Origin of the sequence: Streptomyces sp. NPDC097981 (assembly GCF_040302565.1) — a bacterium.
Lineage (GTDB): Bacteria > Actinomycetota > Actinomycetes > Streptomycetales > Streptomycetaceae > Streptomyces.
Genome location: NZ_JBEORW010000007.1, coordinates 149,433 through 170,834, shown reverse-complemented (window position 1 = coordinate 170,834; position 21,402 = coordinate 149,433). Strand labels below are relative to the sequence as shown.

14 protein-coding genes and 1 pseudogene are annotated in these 21,402 nt (G+C 71.3%); 5 read left to right on the top strand and 10 right to left on the bottom strand.

The features are described from left to right. Positions 1–129: 129 nt before the first annotated feature. The 5 genes from ABTY04_RS09685 to ABTY04_RS09665 form a co-directional block, all read right to left on the bottom strand. Positions 130–1,266, bottom strand: a complete 1,137-nt coding sequence (locus tag ABTY04_RS09685) for a substrate-binding domain-containing protein (RefSeq protein WP_502996597.1) — start codon at positions 1,264–1,266, stop codon at positions 130–132. Between the two features lie 33 nt (positions 1,267–1,299). Further along, positions 1,300–2,358: an ABC transporter permease gene (locus ABTY04_RS09680; protein ID WP_352212797.1), complete on the bottom strand. Its 1,059-nt coding sequence runs from the start codon at positions 2,356–2,358 to the stop codon at positions 1,300–1,302. After that, on the bottom strand, positions 2,355–3,926 hold the full coding sequence (locus ABTY04_RS09675) for a sugar ABC transporter ATP-binding protein (protein ID WP_352212796.1): 1,572 nt from the start codon (positions 3,924–3,926) through the stop codon (positions 2,355–2,357). Before ABTY04_RS09675 ends, ABTY04_RS09680 begins: the two co-directional genes overlap by 4 nt. 145 nt (positions 3,927–4,071) lie before the next feature. Continuing rightward, positions 4,072–6,816, bottom strand: coding sequence for a SpoIIE family protein phosphatase (locus tag ABTY04_RS09670; protein WP_352212795.1), 2,745 nt, complete (start codon positions 6,814–6,816; stop codon positions 4,072–4,074). 96 nt (positions 6,817–6,912) lie between these two features. After that, positions 6,913–7,881 (bottom strand): cyclase family protein, encoded by a 969-nt coding sequence (locus ABTY04_RS09665; protein ID WP_352212794.1) that lies wholly within the window; start codon positions 7,879–7,881, stop codon positions 6,913–6,915. Positions 7,882–8,299: 418 nt separating this feature from the next. Here ABTY04_RS09665 and ABTY04_RS09660 point away from each other — a divergent pair, with 418 nt between their 5' ends. From ABTY04_RS09660 to ABTY04_RS09650, 3 genes are all read left to right on the top strand, one after another. After that, a complete protein-coding gene (locus ABTY04_RS09660) occupies positions 8,300–9,712 on the top strand; it encodes a family 2B encapsulin nanocompartment shell protein (RefSeq protein WP_352212793.1) in 1,413 nt (470 codons plus the stop codon). Positions 9,713–9,807: 95 nt separating this feature from the next. After that, positions 9,808–11,100 (top strand): family 2 encapsulin nanocompartment cargo protein terpene cyclase, encoded by a 1,293-nt coding sequence (locus ABTY04_RS09655; RefSeq protein WP_352212792.1) that lies wholly within the window; start codon positions 9,808–9,810, stop codon positions 11,098–11,100. Between the two features lie 14 nt (positions 11,101–11,114). Continuing rightward, positions 11,115–11,996: a geranyl diphosphate 2-C-methyltransferase gene (locus tag ABTY04_RS09650; RefSeq protein ID WP_352212791.1), complete on the top strand. Its 882-nt coding sequence runs from the start codon at positions 11,115–11,117 to the stop codon at positions 11,994–11,996. 88 nt (positions 11,997–12,084) lie between these two features. Here ABTY04_RS09650 and ABTY04_RS09645 read toward each other — a convergent pair whose 3' ends face one another. Then, a complete protein-coding gene (locus ABTY04_RS09645) occupies positions 12,085–12,300 on the bottom strand; it encodes a hypothetical protein (protein ID WP_352212790.1) in 216 nt (71 codons plus the stop codon). A gap of 260 nt (positions 12,301–12,560) precedes the next feature. Here ABTY04_RS09645 and ABTY04_RS09640 point away from each other — a divergent pair, with 260 nt between their 5' ends. Further along, positions 12,561–13,349 carry a peptidoglycan recognition protein family protein gene (locus tag ABTY04_RS09640; RefSeq protein WP_352212789.1) on the top strand — a complete coding sequence of 263 codons (789 nt, stop codon included), beginning with the start codon at positions 12,561–12,563 and terminating at the stop codon, positions 13,347–13,349. Positions 13,350–13,386: 37 nt separating this feature from the next. Here the strand turns inward: ABTY04_RS09640 and ABTY04_RS09635 are convergent, their stop codons facing one another. The 3 genes from ABTY04_RS09635 to ABTY04_RS09625 are packed head-to-tail and all read right to left on the bottom strand — an operon-like array spanning position 13,387 to position 17,904. After that, on the bottom strand, positions 13,387–14,358 hold the full coding sequence (locus ABTY04_RS09635) for an antibiotic biosynthesis monooxygenase (RefSeq protein ID WP_352212788.1): 972 nt from the start codon (positions 14,356–14,358) through the stop codon (positions 13,387–13,389). Positions 14,359–14,362: 4 nt separating this feature from the next. Continuing rightward, positions 14,363–17,080 carry a molybdopterin-dependent oxidoreductase gene (locus tag ABTY04_RS09630; protein ID WP_352212787.1) on the bottom strand — a complete coding sequence of 906 codons (2,718 nt, stop codon included), beginning with the start codon at positions 17,078–17,080 and terminating at the stop codon, positions 14,363–14,365. Beyond that, entirely contained in the window at positions 17,077–17,904 is an 828-nt protein-coding gene (locus tag ABTY04_RS09625; protein WP_352212786.1) for an FAD binding domain-containing protein, read from the bottom strand. Before ABTY04_RS09625 ends, ABTY04_RS09630 begins: the two co-directional genes overlap by 4 nt. A gap of 187 nt (positions 17,905–18,091) precedes the next feature. Between ABTY04_RS09625 and ABTY04_RS09620 the strand changes: the two are divergent. After that, positions 18,092–18,327 (top strand): annotated as a pseudogene (locus ABTY04_RS09620) (serine/threonine-protein kinase); the annotation flags it as partial. Positions 18,328–18,384: 57 nt separating this feature from the next. Here ABTY04_RS09620 and ABTY04_RS09615 read toward each other — a convergent pair. Continuing rightward, on the bottom strand, positions 18,385–21,285 hold the full coding sequence (locus tag ABTY04_RS09615; protein ID WP_352212785.1) for an ATP-binding protein: 2,901 nt from the start codon (positions 21,283–21,285) through the stop codon (positions 18,385–18,387). Between the last annotated feature and the right edge of the window lie 117 nt (positions 21,286–21,402).

Genomic DNA, 21,402 nt, shown 5'->3' with positions numbered 1-21,402 from the left:
AGGGGTTACAAGCGGCTGTGCCGACGCCGCCACGGGCCGTGAGGCGCGCTTTCGCGCAAGCACAGCGGGCCGCGGCCCGCGGCCCGCGGAGCACGCTCGCCCGACGGCGGTGCGCCCTCGCGGGGCCGGTCATCCGTGCCAGATCTTCTCGTACGCCTCCCGGTAGCCCCGGGGGTCCCAGGAGGTGGCGCCCGCGCTGTTGTCGGCGGTGGAGATGTGGACCGGGGCGACGTAGCCGCTGGCCGGCCGGCCGGCGAAGGCGCGGTTGAATTCGTCGACGATCTGCCAGCCCTGCTGCGAGAGCGGTTCCGGGACGGTGGCGGCCTGGTACTGCTTGCTGTTGATGCGCCGGAAGGCGGAGGAGTCGCCATCGCCGGCGCCGATGTTGAAGGGCGGGCCGGCGCCGGGCTTCCCGGCCGCACGGAAGGCCGGGGCGGCATCGTCGAAGTACAGGTCGTTGATGGCGACGGAGTGGGTCCACTTGTCCCGGAGGCGGGAGAGCAGCGAGGACACCTCCTGGGGGGTGCGCCGGCTCGCGTCCGGAATCGGGATGTTCTTGTGGGCCAGGACCTTCACACCGGGACAGTCGGCCAGCCGCTGCTCGATCAGCTTCGACTTCGTGCCGGCGAACGGGATCGAGTCGTCGGTGAAGACGACGACTCCGGCGGAGCCGTCGGCCCGGGCGATGACCCAGTCCGCACTGGCCTTCGCCACTTCCTCCACCTTCGTCGTGATGTTCGTGAAGAGCCGCGGATCCGTGCTCGGGCCGGGGGCGCTGACCGCGTGCCAGCCGATGAGCGGGATGCCCGCCTGCTCGGCGCGCGCCACCTGCTGCGAGGTCAGCCGGGGATCGAAGCCGCCGATGACGATGCCCGACGGCTTGAGGGTGACGGCCTGGCTGAGCGCTGCCTGGATGCCGGCCGGGGTGCCCTCCCCGTCGATCACCCGGACCTTCCAGCCGATGGCCTGCGCGGCCTCCTTGATGCCCTTCGCGACTCCGGCGACGCCCGGATTGGTCATGGTCTGCGCCACGTAGACGATCGTCTTTCCGGGGACCGCCGCGGGGCCGGCGGTGGGGCCGTTCCAGGAGGTGTCGGTGCTCTCGGCACGCTGAACGGCCGCCTTCGCCTCCTGTAGGACGGCCGGGCAGTCGGCGGCCGAGGGGCCGGCTGCCTTCGACGGGCCGCCTCCGCAGCCGGTGACGGCGGTGGCGGCCGCTGCCAGCAGGGCTGCGGCCGCGATGGCGCTCTTGTGGTTCCGGTACACGGTGCTCCTGACGCTGTGTGCGCTGCGAGTGGTCTACGGGGCGCCGTCCGCCGTCGTGGCGGGCCCTGCCGCGGGCGGCCCGCCGGCCGGGGCGGGGTCCGTGCGCAGCTGTCGGCGGGACGAGTAGCCGGCCAGCCCGACCGCGATGAGCAGAGTGGCGCCGTTGAACAGCGGCGTCGCCCAGAACTGGGCGCCGAGCTGCCCGATCCCGGCGAGCCCGACGGCGAGTACGGCCACGGCCACCAGCGTTCCCAGGGCGTTGGCACGGCCCGGTTTGATCGCCGTGGACCCGAGCAGGGCACCGACGAAGGCGGGCAGCAGATAGTCCAGTCCGACACTCGGGTTGCCGATCTGCTGTTGCGCGGCGAGCAGCACCCCGGCGAAGCCGACGACCGTGCCCGACGAGGCGAAGGCGTACACGCAGTACCTGCGGGTGGGAATGCCGATGATCTCGGCGGCGCGGGGGTTGGAGCCGATGACGTACAGGTAGCGGCCGAACGGCAGCCGCTCCAGCACCACCCAGAGGACGAGGACGAGGCCGAGGACGTAGTAGGCGGGAACCGGCAGGCCAAGGAAACGGGAGTCGTAGAGGCCGGTGAAGGCGGCCGGAAGACCGTCGGAGCCGGGGACGATCCGGCCCCCTCCGGTGATCCAGCCCGTGACGGCGTACATCATGCTGCCGGTGCCGAGCGTGGCGATGAGGGAGTCGATGCGGGCGAACTCGACGATGACCCCGTTCACGGCGCCGGCCAGGGCCATGCCCGCGACGACCGCGAGGCAGGCGAGCGGCCAGGGCCAGCCCCCGTCGACGATGAGGTACAGCACCAGGACGTGCGCCAGGCCCAGGCCGTAACCGATGGACAGGTCGAAATTGCCGCTCGCGATGGGGACCGTCACCCCGAGGGCCAGGATGGCCGGGATCGACTGGTTGGAGAGGATCGAGGAGACGTTGTCCTGCGTGGGGAAGGTGTCAGGCAGGACCAGGGAGAAGACCAGGAAGAGCATGACGGTCAGGGTCAGGAGGCCGTACGTGCCGATGAAATGCCCGTGCCGGTGACCCTGCAGGCGCCGGCGCGGGGACGAGGGGCTCACCGGCCCTCCGCGGGTCCGGTGATCGCGGGCAGGGCCGAGGCGGTGCGGGTGAGTTCGGTGACGCTCAGGGCTTCGCCCGACAGCTCGGCCACGACGCTTCCGCGCCCGAACACCAGCGCGCGGTGGCACACGCCGGCGACCTCCTCGAAGTCGCTGGAGATGAGCAGGACCGCTCCCAGGCCGGCGGCCAGGGCCTCGTCGAGGAGCCGGTGGATCGATGCCTTGGCTCCGACGTCCACTCCGGCCGTCGGTTCTTCGAGGATCAGCAGACGACGGTTCACCCGGAGTCCGCGGCCGAGCAGCACCTTCTGCTGGTTGCCGCCGGACAGGGTGGCGATCGGCACCTCGCTGTCGCGGGGGCGCACCGAGAACCGCTCGATCAGGGCGGCGGCCTCAGCGCGTTCGCGCCTCGGAGCGATCCAGTGCCACGCCGGCACGCCGGCCGACCGGGGATCGGCCAGGAAGTTCTCCCGTACGGTCAGTTCCGCGGCGACCCCCTCCTCCTGCCGGTTGCCGGCCACGAAGCCGACTCCGGAGCCGAGGGCGGCGGCGAACGAGCGCGGACGGTACGGACGGCCGTCGAGCACGGCCCGCCCGCCGAGGAGCGGCAGCCCGCCGGCGAGGGCGCGGCCGAGGTGCGTGTGGCCCGCACCGGTCAGGCCGACCATGCCGAGGATCTCGCCCTCGGGCAGATCGAGGCTGACGGGCCGGGTGCGTTCGGTGGTCACACCGTCGAGGCGCAGGACGGGCGGCCGGCGGGCGGGCACGCCGGGAGCCGCCGGCACGGCGGAGGGCGGGCGGCCGGCCGGTTCGCGGCCCACGATGTCGCGCACCAGACGGGCGGGGCTGTACGGGGCGAGGGCACCGTGGCTGACGAGCCGGCCGTCGCGCAGGACGGCGAACGTGTCGGCGACCTCGTACACCTCGTCGAGGCGGTGGCTGACGTACAGGATTCCGTGTCCCCGGTCGCGCAGGGCGTGCAGTACGCCGAACAGCCGGGCGCAGTCCGCGGCCGGGAGGGTGGCGGTCGGCTCGTCGAGGACGAACAGCTCCGCCTGTTTCGCCAGGCCGCGGGCGATCGCGACCAGTGAGCGTTCGGCGGGGGCCAGGTCGGCAACCCGGGCGTCGGCGGCCAGGTGCCCGGCGACGATCCGCAGCGCCTCGGCGCAGCGCTCCCGGGTCTGCCGCCAGGAGATCAGGCCGCGGCGGCGGGGGTACCCGGTCCCCAGGGCGATGTTCTCGGCGACGGTCATCCATTCGACCAGACCGAGATCCTGGTGGATGAAGGACATGGCGCGGTGGGCCGCGTCGGAGCCGAGCGGGTGCCCCGCCACGGTCACCTCCCCCTCGTCGGCTCGGTGGACCCCGGCGAGCACTTTGATGAGGGTGGACTTCCCGGCGCCGTTGGGGCCGAGGAGCGCGAGGACGCTGCCGCCGTGGATGTCGAGGCCGACGGCGTTCAGGGCGAGGGTGCCGCCGAACCGCTTGCGGAGTCCGCGCATGCGGACGAGGGGTTCTCCGCCGGAGCCCGAGGGCGGGCGCGTCGAGGTGACGGGAGTGTCATGCACGGACTTCTCCGGGGCCGCCTGGGGAGGTTCTTCCTGAAGCGATGAGGACATCGGTGATGCTACTGGTGGTTATAGCGACATGAGTGATATGTCGGCTTCTGTGCCTCCGATGGTCGAGTGTCCGGTACCGGGGGAGGCATGACGGTCAGGCCGCGTCCAGGGCGCATTCGGCCCAGATGACCTTGCCGTGGGTGGTGTACCGGGTGCCCCAGGTGTGGGCGAGCTGCGCGACGAGGAACAGACCGCGTCCGCCCTCCTCCGTGCTGGCCGCGCGCCGCAGGTGCGGGGCGGTGCTGCTGCCGTCGGAGACCTCGCAGATCAGGGTGCGGTCGTGGACCAGGCGTACCTGGATGGGTTCGGTGCCGTAGCGGACCGCATTGGTGACCAGCTCGCTGAGCATCAGCTCGGCGGCGAACGTGAGCTCGTCCAGCCCCCAGTCGGTCAGCTGCCGGGTGGCGGCGGCCCGGATGCCGGAGACGAGGGACGGGTCGGCCGGTACGTTCCACGTGGCGATCCGGTCGGCGGGCACGGCACGGGTGCGGGCGACGAGCAGCGCGATGTCGTCCCCGGGGTGGTCGGGTGCCACGGCGTCGATGACCGCCTGGCAGGTGTCCTCCGCCGTCCGGCCGGGATGGCCCAGGGCGCGGGTCAGCTGGTCGAGGGCCACGTCGATGTCGCGATGGCGGTCCTCGACGAGTCCGTCGGTGTAGAGGACGAGCGTGCTCCCCTCGGGCAGCTCGATCTCGGCCGTTTCGAAGGGCAGACCGCCCAGGCCCAGCGGCGGTCCGGCGGGCAGCTCGGGGAACGTCACGCCCCCGTCGGGATGGACCAGCGCAGGCGGGGGATGGCCGGCGCGGGCCATCGTGCACTGCCGCGACGTGGGGTCGTAGACGGCGTAGAGACAGGTGGCGCCGACGATGCCGGTGCTGCCGGAGTCGTTGTCGCCGCCCTCCTCCCGGTCCAGGCGCACCAAGAGGTTGTCCAGGTGGGTGAGGAGCTCGTCGGGGGCGAGTTCCAGTTCGGCGAAGTTGCGCGCTGCGGTGCGCAGCCGGCCCATCGTGGCGGCGGCGTGCAGGCCGTGGCCGACGACGTCACCCACGAGAAGGGCGACGCGGGTGCCGGAGAGGGGGATGACGTCGAACCAGTCGCCGCCCACCCCCGACTCCGCGGGCAGGTAGCGGTGCGCGACCTCGACGGCGCCCTGCTCGGGCATGCCGTGCGGGAGCAGGCTGCGCTGCAGGGCCAGGGCCAGGCTGTGCTCACGGGTGTAGCGCCGGGCGTTGTCGATGCAGAGGGCGGCGCGGGCCGCGAGTTCCTGGGCCAGCCAGCTGTCGTCGTCCCCGAAGGGCGCCGGGTCCTGCGAACGGTAGAAGCTCACGATCCCCAGCAGGACGCCGCGCGCGAGCAGCGGCACGGAGACGAGGGAGTGCACGTCGCGGGCGAGGATCCGCCGGGCGTGCGCGGGTTCCTGGCCGATCCAGCCGACGGCATGGCGCAGGTCGGGTTCCAGCACCGCCCGCCCGCTGTCCAGACACCGCATGTGGGGAGTGCCCGCGCGCAGCTCCACTCGTTGGCCGACGGGGTAGAACGGGCAGTCCTCGCGGATGCCGTGGACCACCGTGCGGTGCAGCTCGCTCCGGGGATCGGCGGACTCCTCACCGCGCAGCACGGCCTCGGGCACGTCGATGGTGACGTAGTCGGCCAGGCGCGGGACTGCCATTTCGGCGAGTTCCCGGGCGGTGCGGGTCACGTCGAGGGTGGTGCCGATACGGGTGCTGGCCTCGGCCAGCAGCTCCAGGCGGCGGCGCGCCGCGATGGCGTACTTCCCCACTTCGGGCTCGCCGACCAGTACCAGTCCTCTGACCTTGCCGGGGGTCTCCGCGGCGTCCGGGGCGCCCGCGGCACCGGGCCGGGGGAGGGGCGGGTGGTCCGGCGGAGGTCCGGCGCGGGTCGGGCCGCAGACGTGGTGCGCCGCCGGCCACCCGCCGCTGAACACGGCCTCGACGACGACGCCCTCCACCCCGGAACGGCTCGTGACCGGGCTGCTCAGCAGCGTGACCCCCCGCCCGTGGGGCAGGGACACCTCGACGGCGGCCCGCTGGGCCGAGCCGATGAGGTCGGTGGCCCGATCCTTGAGGATCAGCTGGTCGCTGCGGTCCAGCCCGCTGTCGCCGAGCTCGTCCAGCCCGATCAGCGGCCCGTCTCCGGGAGCCGCGCCGTCGTGGGCGAGGTGGCCGGCGTCGAGGTACGCCCGCAGCAGTGCGCGCTCGCGCTCGGAACGCTGCTCCATCAGCCGCCGCTCGATGGTCTCGGCCGCCCGGCGGACCAGCACGGGCAGTGCCGGGTGCTCAAAGCCGTGGGGGTACCCGAAGCAGAGGACGCCGACGATGTCCCCGCTCAGCTGGTCGCGGATCGGCGTCGCGGAACAGGCGTTCGACTGGGAGCGCTGGGCGAAGTGCTCGGCCCCGTAGACCTGGACGAGCCGCCGTTCGGCGAGCGCGAGACCGATGCCGTTGGTGCCCGCGAACCGCTCGGCGAAGACGAACCCGGGGACGCTCTGGATGGGAGGAAGGGTGCGGGCCAGGGTGGGCTCCCCGAAGCGGCGCTGGAGCACCGTTCCGTTCCCGTCGGCGAGGGAGACGTTCATCTGGCTGCCCGCGAACCGGTGCGCCAGCTGGTCGAGCACCGGTCCGGCCGCCCGGACGAGCCGGCTGTCCGGATCGAAATCGTCCCGGTAGGGAAGCTCGGTCTGGTCCGGCGAGAGTCCCAGCGACTGGCAGCGCAGCCAGGAGTTCAGGATCGGGCTGCGCACCCCTCCCGAAATCGGCTCGCCCACCAGGAACCGCTCACGGGAGCGTGCGGGGCCGATCTGCTCTCCCGTGGCCCCCATACGCATCACTTCCCCTTCCCGAGCCGCCCGCGGCCGCACCGGGGCGCTTACACCGAGCAAGTGCCTTCTGAGTATATTCCTACCCGTTTGTACGCATCATAGGATCGCGACCGGGTTGACGGGCGAACCGGTACCGCAGGGCACGTTCAGCGGGGTCACGACGATCATGAACTCGTAGCGCCCCGCCTCGGCGCACGCGGTCGAGAGCGCTTCGAGCTCCAGGTTGTCCAGCAGTGGCACCCCCATGGCGGCCACGGCGAGGGCGTGGACCGGGGAGTGGACGCCCTCGACCGGCGAGGGGCGCAGGTCGCTGTCTCCGTCCCCGCCGAGCAGGGCGATGGCGCGCTCGGCCAGCATCGGCACGGCGTCCACGTGCAAGCCCGCGCTCGCGGCGTCGGAGTCCCAGGGCCCGAGTTCCCGGCTGCGCCGGAAGCGGCCGGAGCGCAGCAGTACCGCGCAGCCGTCGTCGATCCTCACGCCGAGTGCGCTTTCCGCGGCGGCGAGGTCCCGCGCGTGGACCGCGTGCCCGGGCTCCAGCCAGTCGACCCCGAGGGCGGCCGGCAGGTCGAGCAGCACGCCCCTCGTGACCAGGGGGCCGAGCGCCGCCACGGAGCCGAAGCGGGTGCCCGCGGCGTCGATGGCCTCCCGCGCCGGACGACCTTCGTACAGCCGCCCTGCGTAGGCGATGTGTGACAGTGCGTCCAGGTGACTCACGGCCTTGCCGTGGTAGTCGACCGCGATGAAGTCCTTGTACGTGGCGGGCTCCGGGGCCTCCACGTCGCCGAGATCGGACATGTAGTGCAACGCGGGCCTGCGGTTGTCCGGGCCGGGCCGCGTGTCCCAGGGCAGACCCAGCGGCACCGCGGTCCCGGACCGGATCAGGGCGGCGGCGCGCCGCACGTGGTCCGGCGTGACCCGGTTCCAGGCGCCGCGGTCGGCCGGGACCCAGCGTCCCCACGTGCGGACCGCGGCGAAGAGCGCGTCGAACTCCTGGCGGGAGACCTCGGGCTCCCGGCCGGAAGGGGGCGGCGGGGGTGTCACGCCGTCCGCGGGGCTGGTGTTCATCCGTACTCACCGCTCCAGGGCTCGCAGGGCCCCCGTGTCGGGGGCGTGCTGGCGAACGAGCGCCCCGACGCCCGCACGGAACCACATGCCCGCCGGCCCCGGGATCCATGCCTGGGGCGCCACTCGTCATCCGCCGCTCGCCGCCACCGGGCGGGAAGCGGCAGTGGCACCGACCCGACCGGGGGACAGGTGTTCGACCGTGTCCGGAAGTCGTCGGACGGGTCTCCAAACGCCTCGCGGGACAAGATCGCCGTATCGAGGTAATGCCGCTGGCTGAAGGGGCTGCTGTGGCGAACTGACAGTTAGTGTGCTCCCGGATCTGGATGGATTGCCCGGATATCCGCCCCCCTTTTTCTTCTTTCACCGGTGGCGTGCGCGCGTGCGCCGATCACCGCCCTTACGAAGGAGAGCCTGCCCGATGACCGTGGAGACCAGCCCGGAGGCGCAGCTTGAGCCGCCCCGGCAGACCAGCCTGGGCACGGCAGCTGCACGCAACCTTGCCACGACGACCAAGTCCGCCCCTCAGATGCAGGAGATCACCTCCCGCTGGCTGCTGAGGATGCTCCCGTGGGTGGAGACGAAGGGCGGCACCTACCGGGTGAACCGCCGGCTGACCTACACCGTCGGCGACGGCCGCATCGAGTTCGTCCAGGACGGCGCCCACGTCCGGGTGATCCCCCGCGAGCTCGGCGAACTCGCCATGCTGCGCGGCTTCGACGACGAGGAGGTGCTGACCGAGCTCGCCGGCCGGTGCGTCCAGCGTGACTTCCGTGTCGGCGAGGTACTGGTCGAGCGCGGCACCCCCGCCGAGCGGATCCACCTGATCGCCCACGGCCGGGTCAACCAGACCTCCGTCGGCAAGTACGGCGACGAGGTCGCCGTCGCCGTACTCGCCGACGGCGACCGGTTCGGCGAACACGCCCTGCTCGACGGCGGCGGGACGTGGGACTACACCGCCACCGCCGCGACCTCCGGCACCCTGCTCACCCTGTCCCGCGCCGACTTCGAGGCCGTGCTCTCCTCGGCGCCGCACCTCCACGCCCACATCCAGCAGTTCGGCTCGCTCCCGCACCAGCGGCAGAACAAGCACGGCGAGGCCGAGATCGCGATGTCGGCCGGCCACCGCGGCGAAGCGGAGCTGCCCGGCGCCTTCGTCGACTACGAACTCCACCCGCGCGAGTACGAACTCTCCATCGCCCAGACCGTACTGCGGGTCCACACGAGGGTCGCCGACCTCTACAACGAGCCGATGAACCAGACCGAGGAGCAGCTCAGGCTCACCATCGAGGCGCTGCGCGAGCGCCAGGAGCACGAGCTGATCAACAACCGGGAGTTCGGCCTTCTCCACAACGCCGCCTTCAAGCAGCGGATCCAGACCCACTCCGGCCCGCCCACCCCGGACGACCTCGACGAGCTGCTCTGCCGCCGCCGCGGCTCCAAGCTCTTCCTCGCCCACCCCAAGGCCATCGCGGCGATGGGGCGCGAGTTCAACTCCCGCGGGCTCTACCCGGACCACGTCGACCTCGGCGGACAGCAGGTCCCGGCCTGGCGCGGCGTCCCGATCCTGCCGTGCAACAAGATCCCCATCAGCAAGGAGAACACCACCTCGATCCTGGTGATGCGAACAGGCGAGGACAACCAGGGCGTCATCGGCCTGCGCCAGACCGGTCTGCCGGAGGAGTACGAGCCCGGCCTGTCCGTGCGGTTCATGGGCATCGACGAGCGCTCGATCATCTCCTACCTGGTCTCCACCTACTACTCCGCCGCCATCCTGGTGCCCGACGCGCTCGGCGTGCTGGAGAACGTCCAGATCGCCCGCAGGCAGGACTAGGACCCGTAGGACGGCAACGACAGGCCGGACTGTCCCGGCCGGCCGGGCATGCCCGGGATCCGGGACAGTCCCCTCACTTCACCAAGGAGCCACGGATGCCCGATCCCGGGCTTTCCCCTCTGCAGTCGAGCCTCCCTGCCGCCGCGGCCCGGTTCGGGGCCCACGGACACGGCCGCGGCGTCGAAGCCGTCGGGATCGGCCTGCCCACCCTGCCCCCGGCCGCCGTGCCGGTACCCGCCGTACCTGAGGCACCCGCCGTGGCGGTACCCACCGCACCTCCGGTCCCCGCGCGGACAGCGAGTCCTGCCCTGGAGCGGATCCTGCGCGGCCCCAGTGGCCTGGGCACGGCAGGGCTGTCCCTGGCGCGCCGCGCGGAGCCGCCCGCACCTGCGCAGGCGCCCCCGGCGGCAGGCCGTCCGATCCCGGGCCTCTACCACCATCCGGTACCGAAACCCGACCCCGTACGGGTGGAGGAGGTCGGTCGCAGGATCAAGGCGTGGGCGGTGGACGAGGTCGAGCTGTACCCCCCGGAGTGGGAGGACCAGTTCGACGGCTTCTCCGTGGGCCGCTACATGGTCGCCTGCCACCCGGACGCGCCCACCGTCGAGCACCTGATGCTCGCCGCCCGGCTGATGGTCGCCGAGAACGTGGTCGACGACTGCTACTGCGAGGACCACGGGGGCTCGCCCGTCGGCCTCGGCGGACGCCTGCTGCTGGCGCACACCGCCCTCGACCCCCTCCACACGACGACGGAATACCAGCCGCACTGGTCGGAGTCACTCCACTCCGACGCGCCACGGCGCGCCTACCGGTCGGCCATGGAGTACTTCGGCCGGGAGGCCACCCCCTCCCAGGCCGACCGGTTCCGGCACGACATGGCCCGGCTGCACCTGGGGTACCTCGCCGAGGCCGCCTGGGCCGAGACGGACTACGTGCCGGAGGTGTGGGAGTACCTGTCGATGCGGCAGTTCAACAATTTCCGCCCCTGCCCCACCATCACCGACACCGTCGGCGGCTACGAACTGCCGGCGGACCTGCATGCCCAGCCCGCCATGCAACGGGTCATCGCGCTCGCCGGGAACGCGACCACCATCGTCAACGACCTGTACTCCTACACCAAGGAACTCGCCAGCCCCGGCCGGCACCTGAACCTGCCCGTGGTGATCGCCGAACGCGAAGGCGTCTCCGTTCGCGAGGCCTATCTGAAGGCCGTCGAGGTGCACAACGACCTCATGCACGCCTTCGAGGCCGCGGCCGCCGACCTGGCCGCCGCCTGCCCCGTCCCGATCGTGCTGCGCTTCCTGAAGGGCGTTGCCGTGTGGGTCGACGGCAACCACTACTGGCACCAGACCAATACCTATCGCTACAGCCTGCCCGACTTCTGGTAAGGACGGATTCATCTGTGACCAACACCGAGCTCACCATGGCCCCCGCCTCCACGTTCATCCCTGCCCCGGCGACGCCCTACCAGGGTGACATCGCCCGGTACTGGGACCACGAGGCCCGGCCGGTGAACCTGCGTCTCGGAGATGTCGACGGTCTCTACCACCACCACTACGGCATCGGGGACATCGACCACGCGGCCCTCGGCGACAGCAGCGACAGCGCATACGAGAAGAGGCTGATCGCCGAGCTCCACCGCCTGGAGTCGGCGCAGGCCGACGTGCTCCTGGACCACCTCGGCTCCATCGGCCGCGACGACACGCTCGTGGACGCCGGCTGCGGCCGCGGCGGATCCATGGTCATGGCCCATCAGCGGTTCGGATGCAAGGTCGAAGGCGTCACGCTGTCGGCCAAGCAAGCCGACTTCGCGAACCAGCGCGCCCTCGAACTCGGCATCGAGGACTCCGTCCGCGCCCGCGTCTGCAACATGCTCGACACGCCCTTCGAGACCGGGCAGGCCGCCGCCTCGTGGAACAACGAGTCGAGCATGTACGTCGACTTGCACGACCTGTTCGCGGAGCATTCCCGCGTGCTCGCCGTCGGCGGCCGCTACGTCACCATCACCGGCTGCTGGAACCCCCGTTACGGCCAGCCCTCGAAGTGGGTCTCCCAGATCAACGCGCACTTCGAATGCAACATCCACTCCCGCCGGCAGTACATGCGGGCCATGGCCGACAACCGTCTCGTACCGCAGGCCGTCATCGACCTGACTCCGGCGACCCTGCCCTACTGGGAGCTGCGGGCCACTTCCTCCCTGGTCACCGGCATCGAGGAGGCGTTCATCAACTCCTACAAGGACGGCTCGTTCCAGTACCTCCTGATCGCAGCCGACCGCGTCTGACCCTGAGGGAAACCTGAAAGGGCGGCGGGACCCGTGACCGGCGGGCCCCGCCTTCCGCGTGCCGCGGAGTGCGAGGCCCCGGGTCCGGCTACCGGGAACGGCGCTCCATCACCCGCCGCGCCGCCTCGCTCTCCGCTGCCGGCGGTGACAGCTCGTCGAGGATGTCGATGTCGGTGTCGCGCTCCAGCTCCTCCTCCCAGGCCGCGGCGAGCCGCTCCTGCTCCTCACGCGGGCTGCCCTCGACGACCTCCCGGTGGTCAGGGTCGAGAGCGGCCAGAAAGCGTCCGACGGCGTCGAAGGACATCCCGTACTCCTTGCATGGCTGAGTGGGACGAGGGACCTGCGGCGGCCCTCCCTCGCCCAGGATGTGAGACCCGGCCCGGCCGCAGCGCCGGACGCGGCCCGCGCCGCACCCGGATGGCCGTCCCCGCTCACCCCGTGGCGCCTCCCGGACGGCCCGGATCGAGGTCCGGGACCGTGAATGTGCCGCCCGTCGGTGTGTCCTGCGCGCTCCGGCGGGCGGAGCCCCTTCAAATGAACAGCCTCCGACGGAAAGGGCACGGCATGACCTCCTCCGTGCAGCAACAGGAACCGGCGCGCGCAGCGCACCTCACCCGCCGGGCGGTGGTCACGGGCGCGTTGGCCCTGGCCGCCGGATCCGCACTCCCCCTGCTCCCGGCGGGCCGCGCGTACGCCGCCGCTGCCGGACCGGACATCCTGAGCTGCGCCACCTGGGGGGCGCGGGCCGCGTCCGAGCCCGTGGTGATCCTGGACAACCGCCCGGAGCGGATCATCGTCCACCACACGGCCACGGCGAACGTGGCCGACTACTCGCAGCAGCGTGCCTTCGCCCTGGCCAAGGCGATCCAGACGTACCACATGGACGCCCAGGGCTGGATCGACACCGGGCAGCACTTCACGGTCAGCCGCGGGGCGTTCGTCCTGGAGGGCCGCCACAGCAGCCTCGCGGAGCTCCGCACCGGCACGCGGCAGGTGCGTGCGGCGCACTGCATCGGGCAGAACACGGTGTCGATCGGCATCGAGAACGAGGGCACGTACATGACCGAAGACCCGCCGGCGGTGCAGTTCGCGGCGCTGGCGGACCTGTGCGCCCACATCTGCCGCCAGTACGGACTGGCCGCCTCGGAGATCTACGGCCACCGCGACTTCAACTCGACGTCCTGCCCCGGCGACCGCCTCTACGCCCTGCTCCCGACGCTCCGCAAGGACGTCGCCACCCGCCTGGGCACCTCCGTGGTGGACCGGGACCCCATCCGGGACCTGATCGCCGAGGCCACCACGCACGCCCTCGGCGGCCTCCCGGAATACCTCCCGGCGGGCCTGCTGCCGTAGCGGAACCGCGGGTTTGCCGGCGTGGTGGTCCGCCGGGTCAGGGCAGGTGCCAGATCTGGGTCGTCATGAGGTAGAAGACGACGACCCAGAACAGGTTCAGTGCGGTGACGATCCCCAGGCCGATGAGGTTGGTCCGTCTCGGCGGTTCGTCCGGAGAGGGCCGCAGCCACCGCTTGAGCAGCGGGTTCACGTAGAACGGCATCGTGAAGAAGCTCATGATGAGGCTGGAGAGAAGGTTTCCGATGAGCAGCCCGATCCAGATCGGCAGCTTCAGCGGTGACATGGCGAGGGCCAGCAGCACGACGGTCGGGTACAGGCCGACCCAGACCGCGATCGCGGTCTTGATGTTCGAGGGCGGCGGCGCTTCCTTGTCGTTCTCCTCGAAGGCGAACCAGCTGCCGAACGAGTTGTCGATGGTACGCATCCTGTACTCGTTGAACTTCTCTCCCTCCTGCAGGACTTCCTGCCGCTTGGCCGACGTCAGCCAGGCGTCGAGGTGCTCGGCGTTGTCGAACCGGTACAGCGTGGTCCACTCGTCCTGAAGTCCTTCGACCGGGCGGAAGACCTCGGTTCCGCGGAATCCCTCGAACTTGCTCTCCTCCTCGCTCATGTGGCGCTGCCATGCGAGGAAGTCGTCCTCGGAATTCGGGTGGACGCGGTGGGTGACCACCACGGTCACCAGCGGATCCGCCGGGCGGGTGCCGCCGCTGACCACCTGCTGGGTCGCGGGACCGTCGAAGTACTTGCTGCCGGCGTCGAGGAGCTGCTGCCGCGTGGCGCTGTTGATCCACGTCTGCAGATTGCCTATCGAGTCGAAGCGGTACACGGTGACCCAGTCGGGCTGCAGGGGCGTCGGCGGGGAGATCTCGGAGCCGAGGGCCCCGGGATACCGGGAGGCGGCCGCGTTGACGTTCTCCTGCCACGTCTCGTACTCCCGCTCCAGGCCGGGCCGGACCTTCTGACCGATGATCGCGGTCGCCGTGGCGTCATCGTGCTTCGCGGTGTCCATGGTCTCAGGCCGCCCGTACGGACCGGCTTTCGCCCAGCCGGCTGTAGATGCGTTCGGGAGTCAGGGGCAGCTCGCGGTACCGGACGCCGGTGGCGTCGTGGAGTGCGTTCGCCAGCGCGGGGGCCACCGGGTTGATGCAGCACTCGGCCATCCCCTTCGCCCGCATGGGGCCGACGGAATCGGAGGAGTCCACCAGGAGCACCTCGGTGCGGGGGACGTCGGCGTAGGTGGGGATGCGGTAGTTGCGGAGGTTCGGGTTGACCATGACGCCGTTCGCGTCGATGTGGTGGTTCTCGGTCAGTGTGAACCCGATTCCCTGGGCGACTCCGCCTTCCACCTGCCCCCGGACCTGCGCCGGGTTGATCACGACGCCGGCGTCGGTCGCCTGGACGCTGTACAGGATGCGGATCTCGCCGGTCACCGGGTGGACGGCGATACGGAACCCGTGCGCGTTGGAGACGACGCTCCGGGGCGATCCGTAGGCCTTGCGGGCGGCGGTGAAGCGGATGCCGCGGGCCCGGGCCAGTGCGACGAGCTCGGCCAGCGACACGCGCCGCTCGCCGCAGACGACGCCGTCGTCGTCCATCGAGCACATCACCAGGTGGACGCCCGTGTGGGCGGCGGCGAACTCCAGGATGCGGTCGCGCACGGCGTTGGATGCCCTGAGCACCGCGTTGCCCGACACGAAGAGGCCCGCACTGGCGAAGGCGCCGGTGTCGAACCCGGTGCGGTCGGTGTCGGCTTGCACGAGGCGGATCCGCGACGGCGTCGTACCCAGCTGATTGGCGGCGATCTGGACATGGGCGGTCGACGTGCCCTCGCCGAATTCGACGGTTCCGACGGCCAGTTCGTAGACGAGGTCGTCGCCGAGCGTGAGCCAGGCCTCCGAGATGTGTTCGGTCGGGGGCGCGGTCTCGTGCAGTGAACTCGCGACGCCGGCCCCGACGAGCCACTCGGGGCCGGGGGAGGGCACGTCGGCCGTCCGGGCCATGGCCTTGTCGACCAGGTCGATGCACTTCGACAGCCCGTCCTCGGTGAAGAGCACGTCATCGGGGCCGTCGTGCATGGCGACGAGAGGATCGCCCGGCCGTACGATGTTGCGGCGGCGCAGCTCGACCGGGTCCATGTGCAGGGCGAGCGCCAGTTCGTGCATCGCCGATTCCACGGCGAACGCCGGCTGCGTCATCCCGTACCCGCGCAGCGCGCCGCTCGGCACGGTGTTGGTGTACACGGAGTACGCGTCGTACTTCTTGTTGGGGCAGCGGTACATCATGACGGCGGCGCTGCCGGCGAACAGCGTTTCGCCGCCGTGGTTCCCGTAGGCGCCCGTGTCCGACACGTTGCGGACCTGGAACGCCGTGAGCCTTCCGTCCGCCTTGGCGCCGAGCTTGACCGTCAGCGTCATCGGATGCCGCGGCGAGGCCGTCGTGAACTCCTCCTCGCGGGTGTACTCGAAGCAGACGGGGCGCCCGGTGTCCAGGGTGGCCAGCGCGACCAGATCCTCCGAGATCACCTCCTGCTTGCCGCCGAAGCCGCCGCCGACGCGCTTGCAGAACACGCGCAGCTGGTCCGGACGCAGCGCGAAGAGGTGCGAGAGTTTCACCTTCGCGATCGACGGAGACTGCGAACTGGTGCGGACGTTGAGGCGGCCGTCCTCCATCCATGCGATCGAGCCGTGCGTTTCGAGGTGGGCGTGCTGCACGCGCGGTGAGGAGTACGTGCCCTCGTGGATCACGTCGGCCTCGGCGAAACCGGCGTCGACGTCGCCGATGTGCGAATGGATTTCGACCAGGATGTTGTGCACGGGATCCAGCGCGAACGGGTCCTCCGCGCTGTGCAACTGCGGTGCGCCGTCGGCCATGGCCTCTTCGGGGTCGAAGACCGACGGCAGCACCTCGTACTCGACGACGACCCTGCGGCAGCCCTCCTCCGCCGCGCCGACCGTGTCGGCGAGGACCGCCACGACGCGCTGGCCCGCGAAGCGCATGGTGTCGTCGAGGATGTAGGTGTCGTCAGGATCGACGAGGTGGTCGGTGTGGATCGCCGTAGTGAACCGTTTCCGCGGTACGTCTTCCCAGGTGTAGACGCGATGGACGCCGGGAACGGCGAGTGCGGCGCTCTTGTCGACCGAGACGATCCGGGCGTGCGCGTGGGGTGAGTGCAGCACCTTGAGGTGCAGCATTCCCTCGATGTGGGTGTCCATCGTGAACTCGGCGCGACCGGTCACCACGTCGCTGGCCGCCGGCGCGCTCACGCTCGTGCCGACGGCCTTCCCCGGCGCGGCCGAATCCACGCCGACGACGCCCCTCACGGCGTCCTCGATCCCCCGGTAGCCGGTGCAGCGGCAGAGGTTGCCCTTCAGGGCGCGCGGCAGGTCCGCCTTCTGGGCCTCGGTGAACGTGGCCGAGGTCATGATCATCCCTGCCGTGCAGAAGCCGCACTGGAACCCGGGCGCGTCGCGGAACCGGCGCTGCATCGGATGCAGGTCGCCCGGTGATCCGAGCCCTTCGATCGTGGTCACCTCGTGACCGTCCGCGCGGAACGCGGGGGTGATGCAGCTGTGGACCGGGCTGCCGTCCAGCCACACGGTGCACGCGCCGCAGTCGCCCGCGTCGCACCCCTTCTTGACGCCGTGGTGGCCGAGCGAGCGCAGGAAGGTACGCAGGCACTGGCCGGGGTCCGGTTCCTCGTCGAAGCCCTTTCCGTTGACGATGTAGGTCATGCCCGACCCCCAGCCATGAGTTCGCGGCGGATCTCTTCGGCGAAGTGCTTCGTCAGGTGGCGGCGGTGGTCGGGGGTCCCGTTGGGATCCGCGAACCACACGTCGGCGGGGATGACGTCGACGCTCTGCTGGAGCGTTGCGGCATCGGGCATGGAGTCGAAGGCCATGCGCACGGGCCGCGTGGTGCCGGCGGTGACGGTGAGCATCAGGTCGTCTGATCCCTGCGTCTGCGTACCGATGAGGAACACGGTCGAACGGCCCAGACGGGTCAGCGTGAAGCGGCGGTGGGCGGTGCGTTTGCCCAGGGCGCGCACCGGAATGTCGATGCGCCGCAGGATTTCCCCGGGGGCGAGGACGTTCTGGTGGTCGCCGGTCACGAAGTCCAGGGCGTCCACCGTGCGGGTGGACCCGTCCGGAGCCCACAGCTCGTACTCCGCTTCGAGGGCGACGGTCAACGTGATCATGGGGCCGGCGGGCAGGGACATGCAGATGTTGCCGCCGACGGTGGCCGCGTTCCAGACTTTGAAGGAGGACAGGAACGCCTCGCAGCTCGTCCCGAAGAGAGAGCCCGCCGTCCAACCGGCGGGCGGCGCAAAGGCGTAGAGGTCGCGGATGGTGCACGTCGCGCCTATCTCCAGGCCCTTGTCACCCGGGACCAGCGGGTCCCAGCGCAATGCCGTCAGATCGATCAGGCGGCGCAGGCTCGGCTGCTCCGCCGAGAACAGCCACGTCCCGCCGGCGAGCCAGGCGTCGCCTTCGCGCCAGTCCGTGCTCGGATGATCGGACGGCCGCCGGATGACTTCGGTGATGGTGTTGAGATCCATGGGAACCGATCTCCTTCGGCGCTCATCGCGTAACGCGGCGCAGTCCGGGGCCGGCCGCCGGGGTCGCAGTGCCCGAAGGAGGACCGGCGGGGGCACGGATTCCCTTCCCACGGTAGAACAGGCGGATCGGTCCTGCCAGGCGAGCGCGGGGGCGCGGGCGTTCGGCCGGCGCCGGTGCCGGCCTGTGTCCGAGGGCGGCCGCACCGTCGCCGTGAAGGTGGTGCAGGCGGATACGCCGGGCACCCCGAGTTCCGCAGGCGTTTCGCCCGTGAAGTGGCCGCCGCGCGGCGGGTGGGCGGGAGTTGCACGGCAGCCGTGCTCGACACCGACCCCGAGGCCGCCGTCCCCTGGGTGGCCACCCAGTACGTCCCGGGGCCCGACCTGCACGCCGTGGTCGCCGAGCAGTTCGGGCCGCTGCCCGAGTAGCTGGTGGTGATGTCCTCAGCGGACGGTTCGGGCCATGCGATCGCGGTCCGGCAATCAGGCTCCCAGGGCTCTGCGCAGGCCGAGCCGGTCGGTGCCCAGCTTGGTGAAGACCGCCGACAGCAGCTCGGATACGGCCTGCACGTCGGTGTGCATCTTCGCCGCGATCGCCGTGTTGTCGAGGCCGAGTGCGGCGTGCCCGGCCGCCGCGTGCTCGGCGACGGTCAAGGTGTCCTGTTCGGAGGCGTGCAGGCGCCGTGGACGCAGTCCGGCCGACGCGAGCTGTGCGTGGGCGCGGCGTGCGAGTGCGTCGGCCCCGCATGCGACGGCGGTCTCCATGCCCCGGTAGAGCTGCTGCGCCGCCCGGTGCGGGTCACCCAGGGTGTGCAGGGCCGTGCCGTGGTCGATGAGCGCGTGAGCCAGTTCACAGGCGGCCGGGGACTGTTCGAGGTGGTCCACCGCCTCCTGCAGCAGGACGGCCGCGGGAGCCGGGTCGGTGACCGCGGCCGACACCCGCAGGGCGTGGCCGATGACGCTGGACGTTCCGAACGCCCGTGCCCGGGCCACCGCTTCGGCTGCCGTGGCGCGCGCCTGCTCGGGCTCGCGGGCGGCCTGCGCGAGGGCCAGGTCGAGTTGCCAGGGGCTCCAGGACGGGTTGCGGGTACCGCGCAGGTCGAGGCGCTTGCCCGCTGCGGCGAGGTGCTGTGCGGCCTCGTCGACCAGGCCCCGGGCCAGGAGGAGCTTGCCCCACACGGCCTGGGGGTCGGGGTAGACGACCGCGTTCGGGAAGCCCTCGGCCAGCTTGTAGGCGTCGGCGACCCGCTGCGCCTCCTCGGTGTTCCCGCGGGCGAGCAGCGTCTCGATGAGGGTCCCGATCGCGTACCACTGCGCCGGGATCCCGTGTCCGATGCGGTCGGCGATCGCCAGACCGTTGCGTACGAAGTCCTCCGCCTCGGCGAGCCGCCCGCGCCGGTAGCGCACGTAGCCGAGCAGGGTGTACACGAACGACAGGTGCGCGCCGCGCCAGCCCTTCCCCTCGAACTCGACGATGCCGGTGTTGAAGAGGTCCTCGGCGCGGCCCGGCTGATCGCAGTACATGAGGGTGATCGCGACGACGGCGGGTACCTCGAACCCGAAGTCCTGGTCGGTCCAGCTCATGCCGCCGTCCAGCGCCTGTTCCACGAACTCCAGTGCGGTGGTGGCCGGTTCGCCGCGCAGGGCGGCGTCCCAGGCCCGCAGGCCCAGGATGTGCCGCTCGGGCAGGCCGCGGCCGGTGAGCCGCTTGGCGAACTGGGCGAGGAGGCGGGAGCGGGCGGGCGAGTTCTCCTCGTCGACCCGGACCGAGTTCCACTTGAACTGCTCGGCCTGCATGCGCAGCCGGGTACGCGAGTTCGTGGCGTGCTTGGCCTCCTCGGAGAGGAGGCCGGCGGCCTCCGCCAGCTGACCCGTGTGCGCGAGGGCCTGGGCGAGCCGGTACGTGATCGCCTCGCGCAGGGTCTGTTCGGTCTTGGGCTCCTCCAGCGCGGCCCTGAGCTGGTTGACGGTGGTCAAGGGGTCGTGCAGGAGGTTGGCGGAGCCGAGCTCGAACAGCACCTCGGCCCGGTCCTCCGCGTCCGGCGGTTCGCGCAGCGCCCGGGCCAGGTAACGGCGTGCGGCGTCGGGCGCTCCTGCGGAGAAGCTCTCGCGGGCGGCCTGGCGCAGCTGCTGCACCACCCAGGGGTCCCCGTCGGGGTGCATCTCCAGCAGGTGGCGCGCCGCGGCCGCGGCGCCCTGCCCGTCGTCGACCAGGGCCTGTGCGGCCATCCCGTGCATCGCGACGCGCACACCGGGCGGAATCGACCGGTACACGGCGCTGGCGATGAGGGGATGGAAGAACTCCACGACCTCCTTGCGCCGCAGGCTGGTGAGGACGGTCAGGATGCGGGCGGTGCGCAGCTGGTCGATGGCCTCGGAGACCTGTGCCTCACCGAGGGCCGCCACGCTTCCGACGATGCCGGTGGGGACCGCGGTGCCGAGCACCGCGGCGGCCCAGGCGAGCCGGACGGTGGACGGTCCGAGCTGTTCGAGCCGCTCGATCAGGCCACTGCCCTTGACGGCGGATGCCAGATCGCGCAGCACGGGGATGCTGTCCTGGTGTGGCTTCAGGTCGCGGTCGCGGCCCTTCATGGCCAGCTCGACGACCTCGAAGGGGTTGCCGCCGGTGATCGCCCAGCACTCCCGGCAGAACACGTCGTCGGCGCTTTGGCCGAGGGCGTCGCGCACTATGCGGGCCACCGCGCTCGTGGTGAGCGGGGCCAGTTCGTGCGGACGCGTCCCCTGGCGCCCCATCAGGGCGCGCAGCGCGGCGGCGCCGGCGGGGATCTCGTCCGGGCGGCAGGCCACCATGATCAGCATGGCGAGTTCCTCGGCCCGTGCCGCGAACGCGGTCAGCCATGCGAGGGACTCTGCGTCGGCCCAGTGCGCGTCGTCGAGGATCAGTACCACGGGGGCACGGCGCACCGTCAGATGGGTGACGACCCAGTCCAGACCGTCGCGCACGCCCTGCGGGTCGGGTGCCGTCGGGTTTTCCGGGGCGGCGGTCAGTCCGAGCGCCGGGGCGACGATGTTGTACCAGGTGCCGAGGACGTCGCGGCGTTCGTTCTCGGTCATGGCGGCGAAGGCCGGTTGGATGAGCTGCCGCATCACGTGGAACGGCACCTGTTTCTCCTGCTCGCCGCCGCGGGCGAACAGTACGGTGCACGAGCGCTCGGAGGCGTGCCTGCGGGCCTCGGCCAGCAGCGTGGTCTTGCCGATGCCGCCCGACCCCGCGAAGGTCAGGACACCTCCGCGGCGGGCGGTGCTGCCGTTGTCCGTGGTGCCGCAGAGCTCGTCCACCGCGCGGTGGATCGCGCGAATCTCGGATTCCCGCTCGAGCAGCGGCTGGGACGCCCACCCTCGCGGTTCCGTGACATGTGACATTCTTGCCCCCTCCAGCGCGTGCGGCCGAGTGTACGACCCCGGGGACAAGAAGTTGCTGCTTAAGCACATTATTGCGGGATCACGTCACTCGTACGGGGAGAACGCTGTATCCTCGAC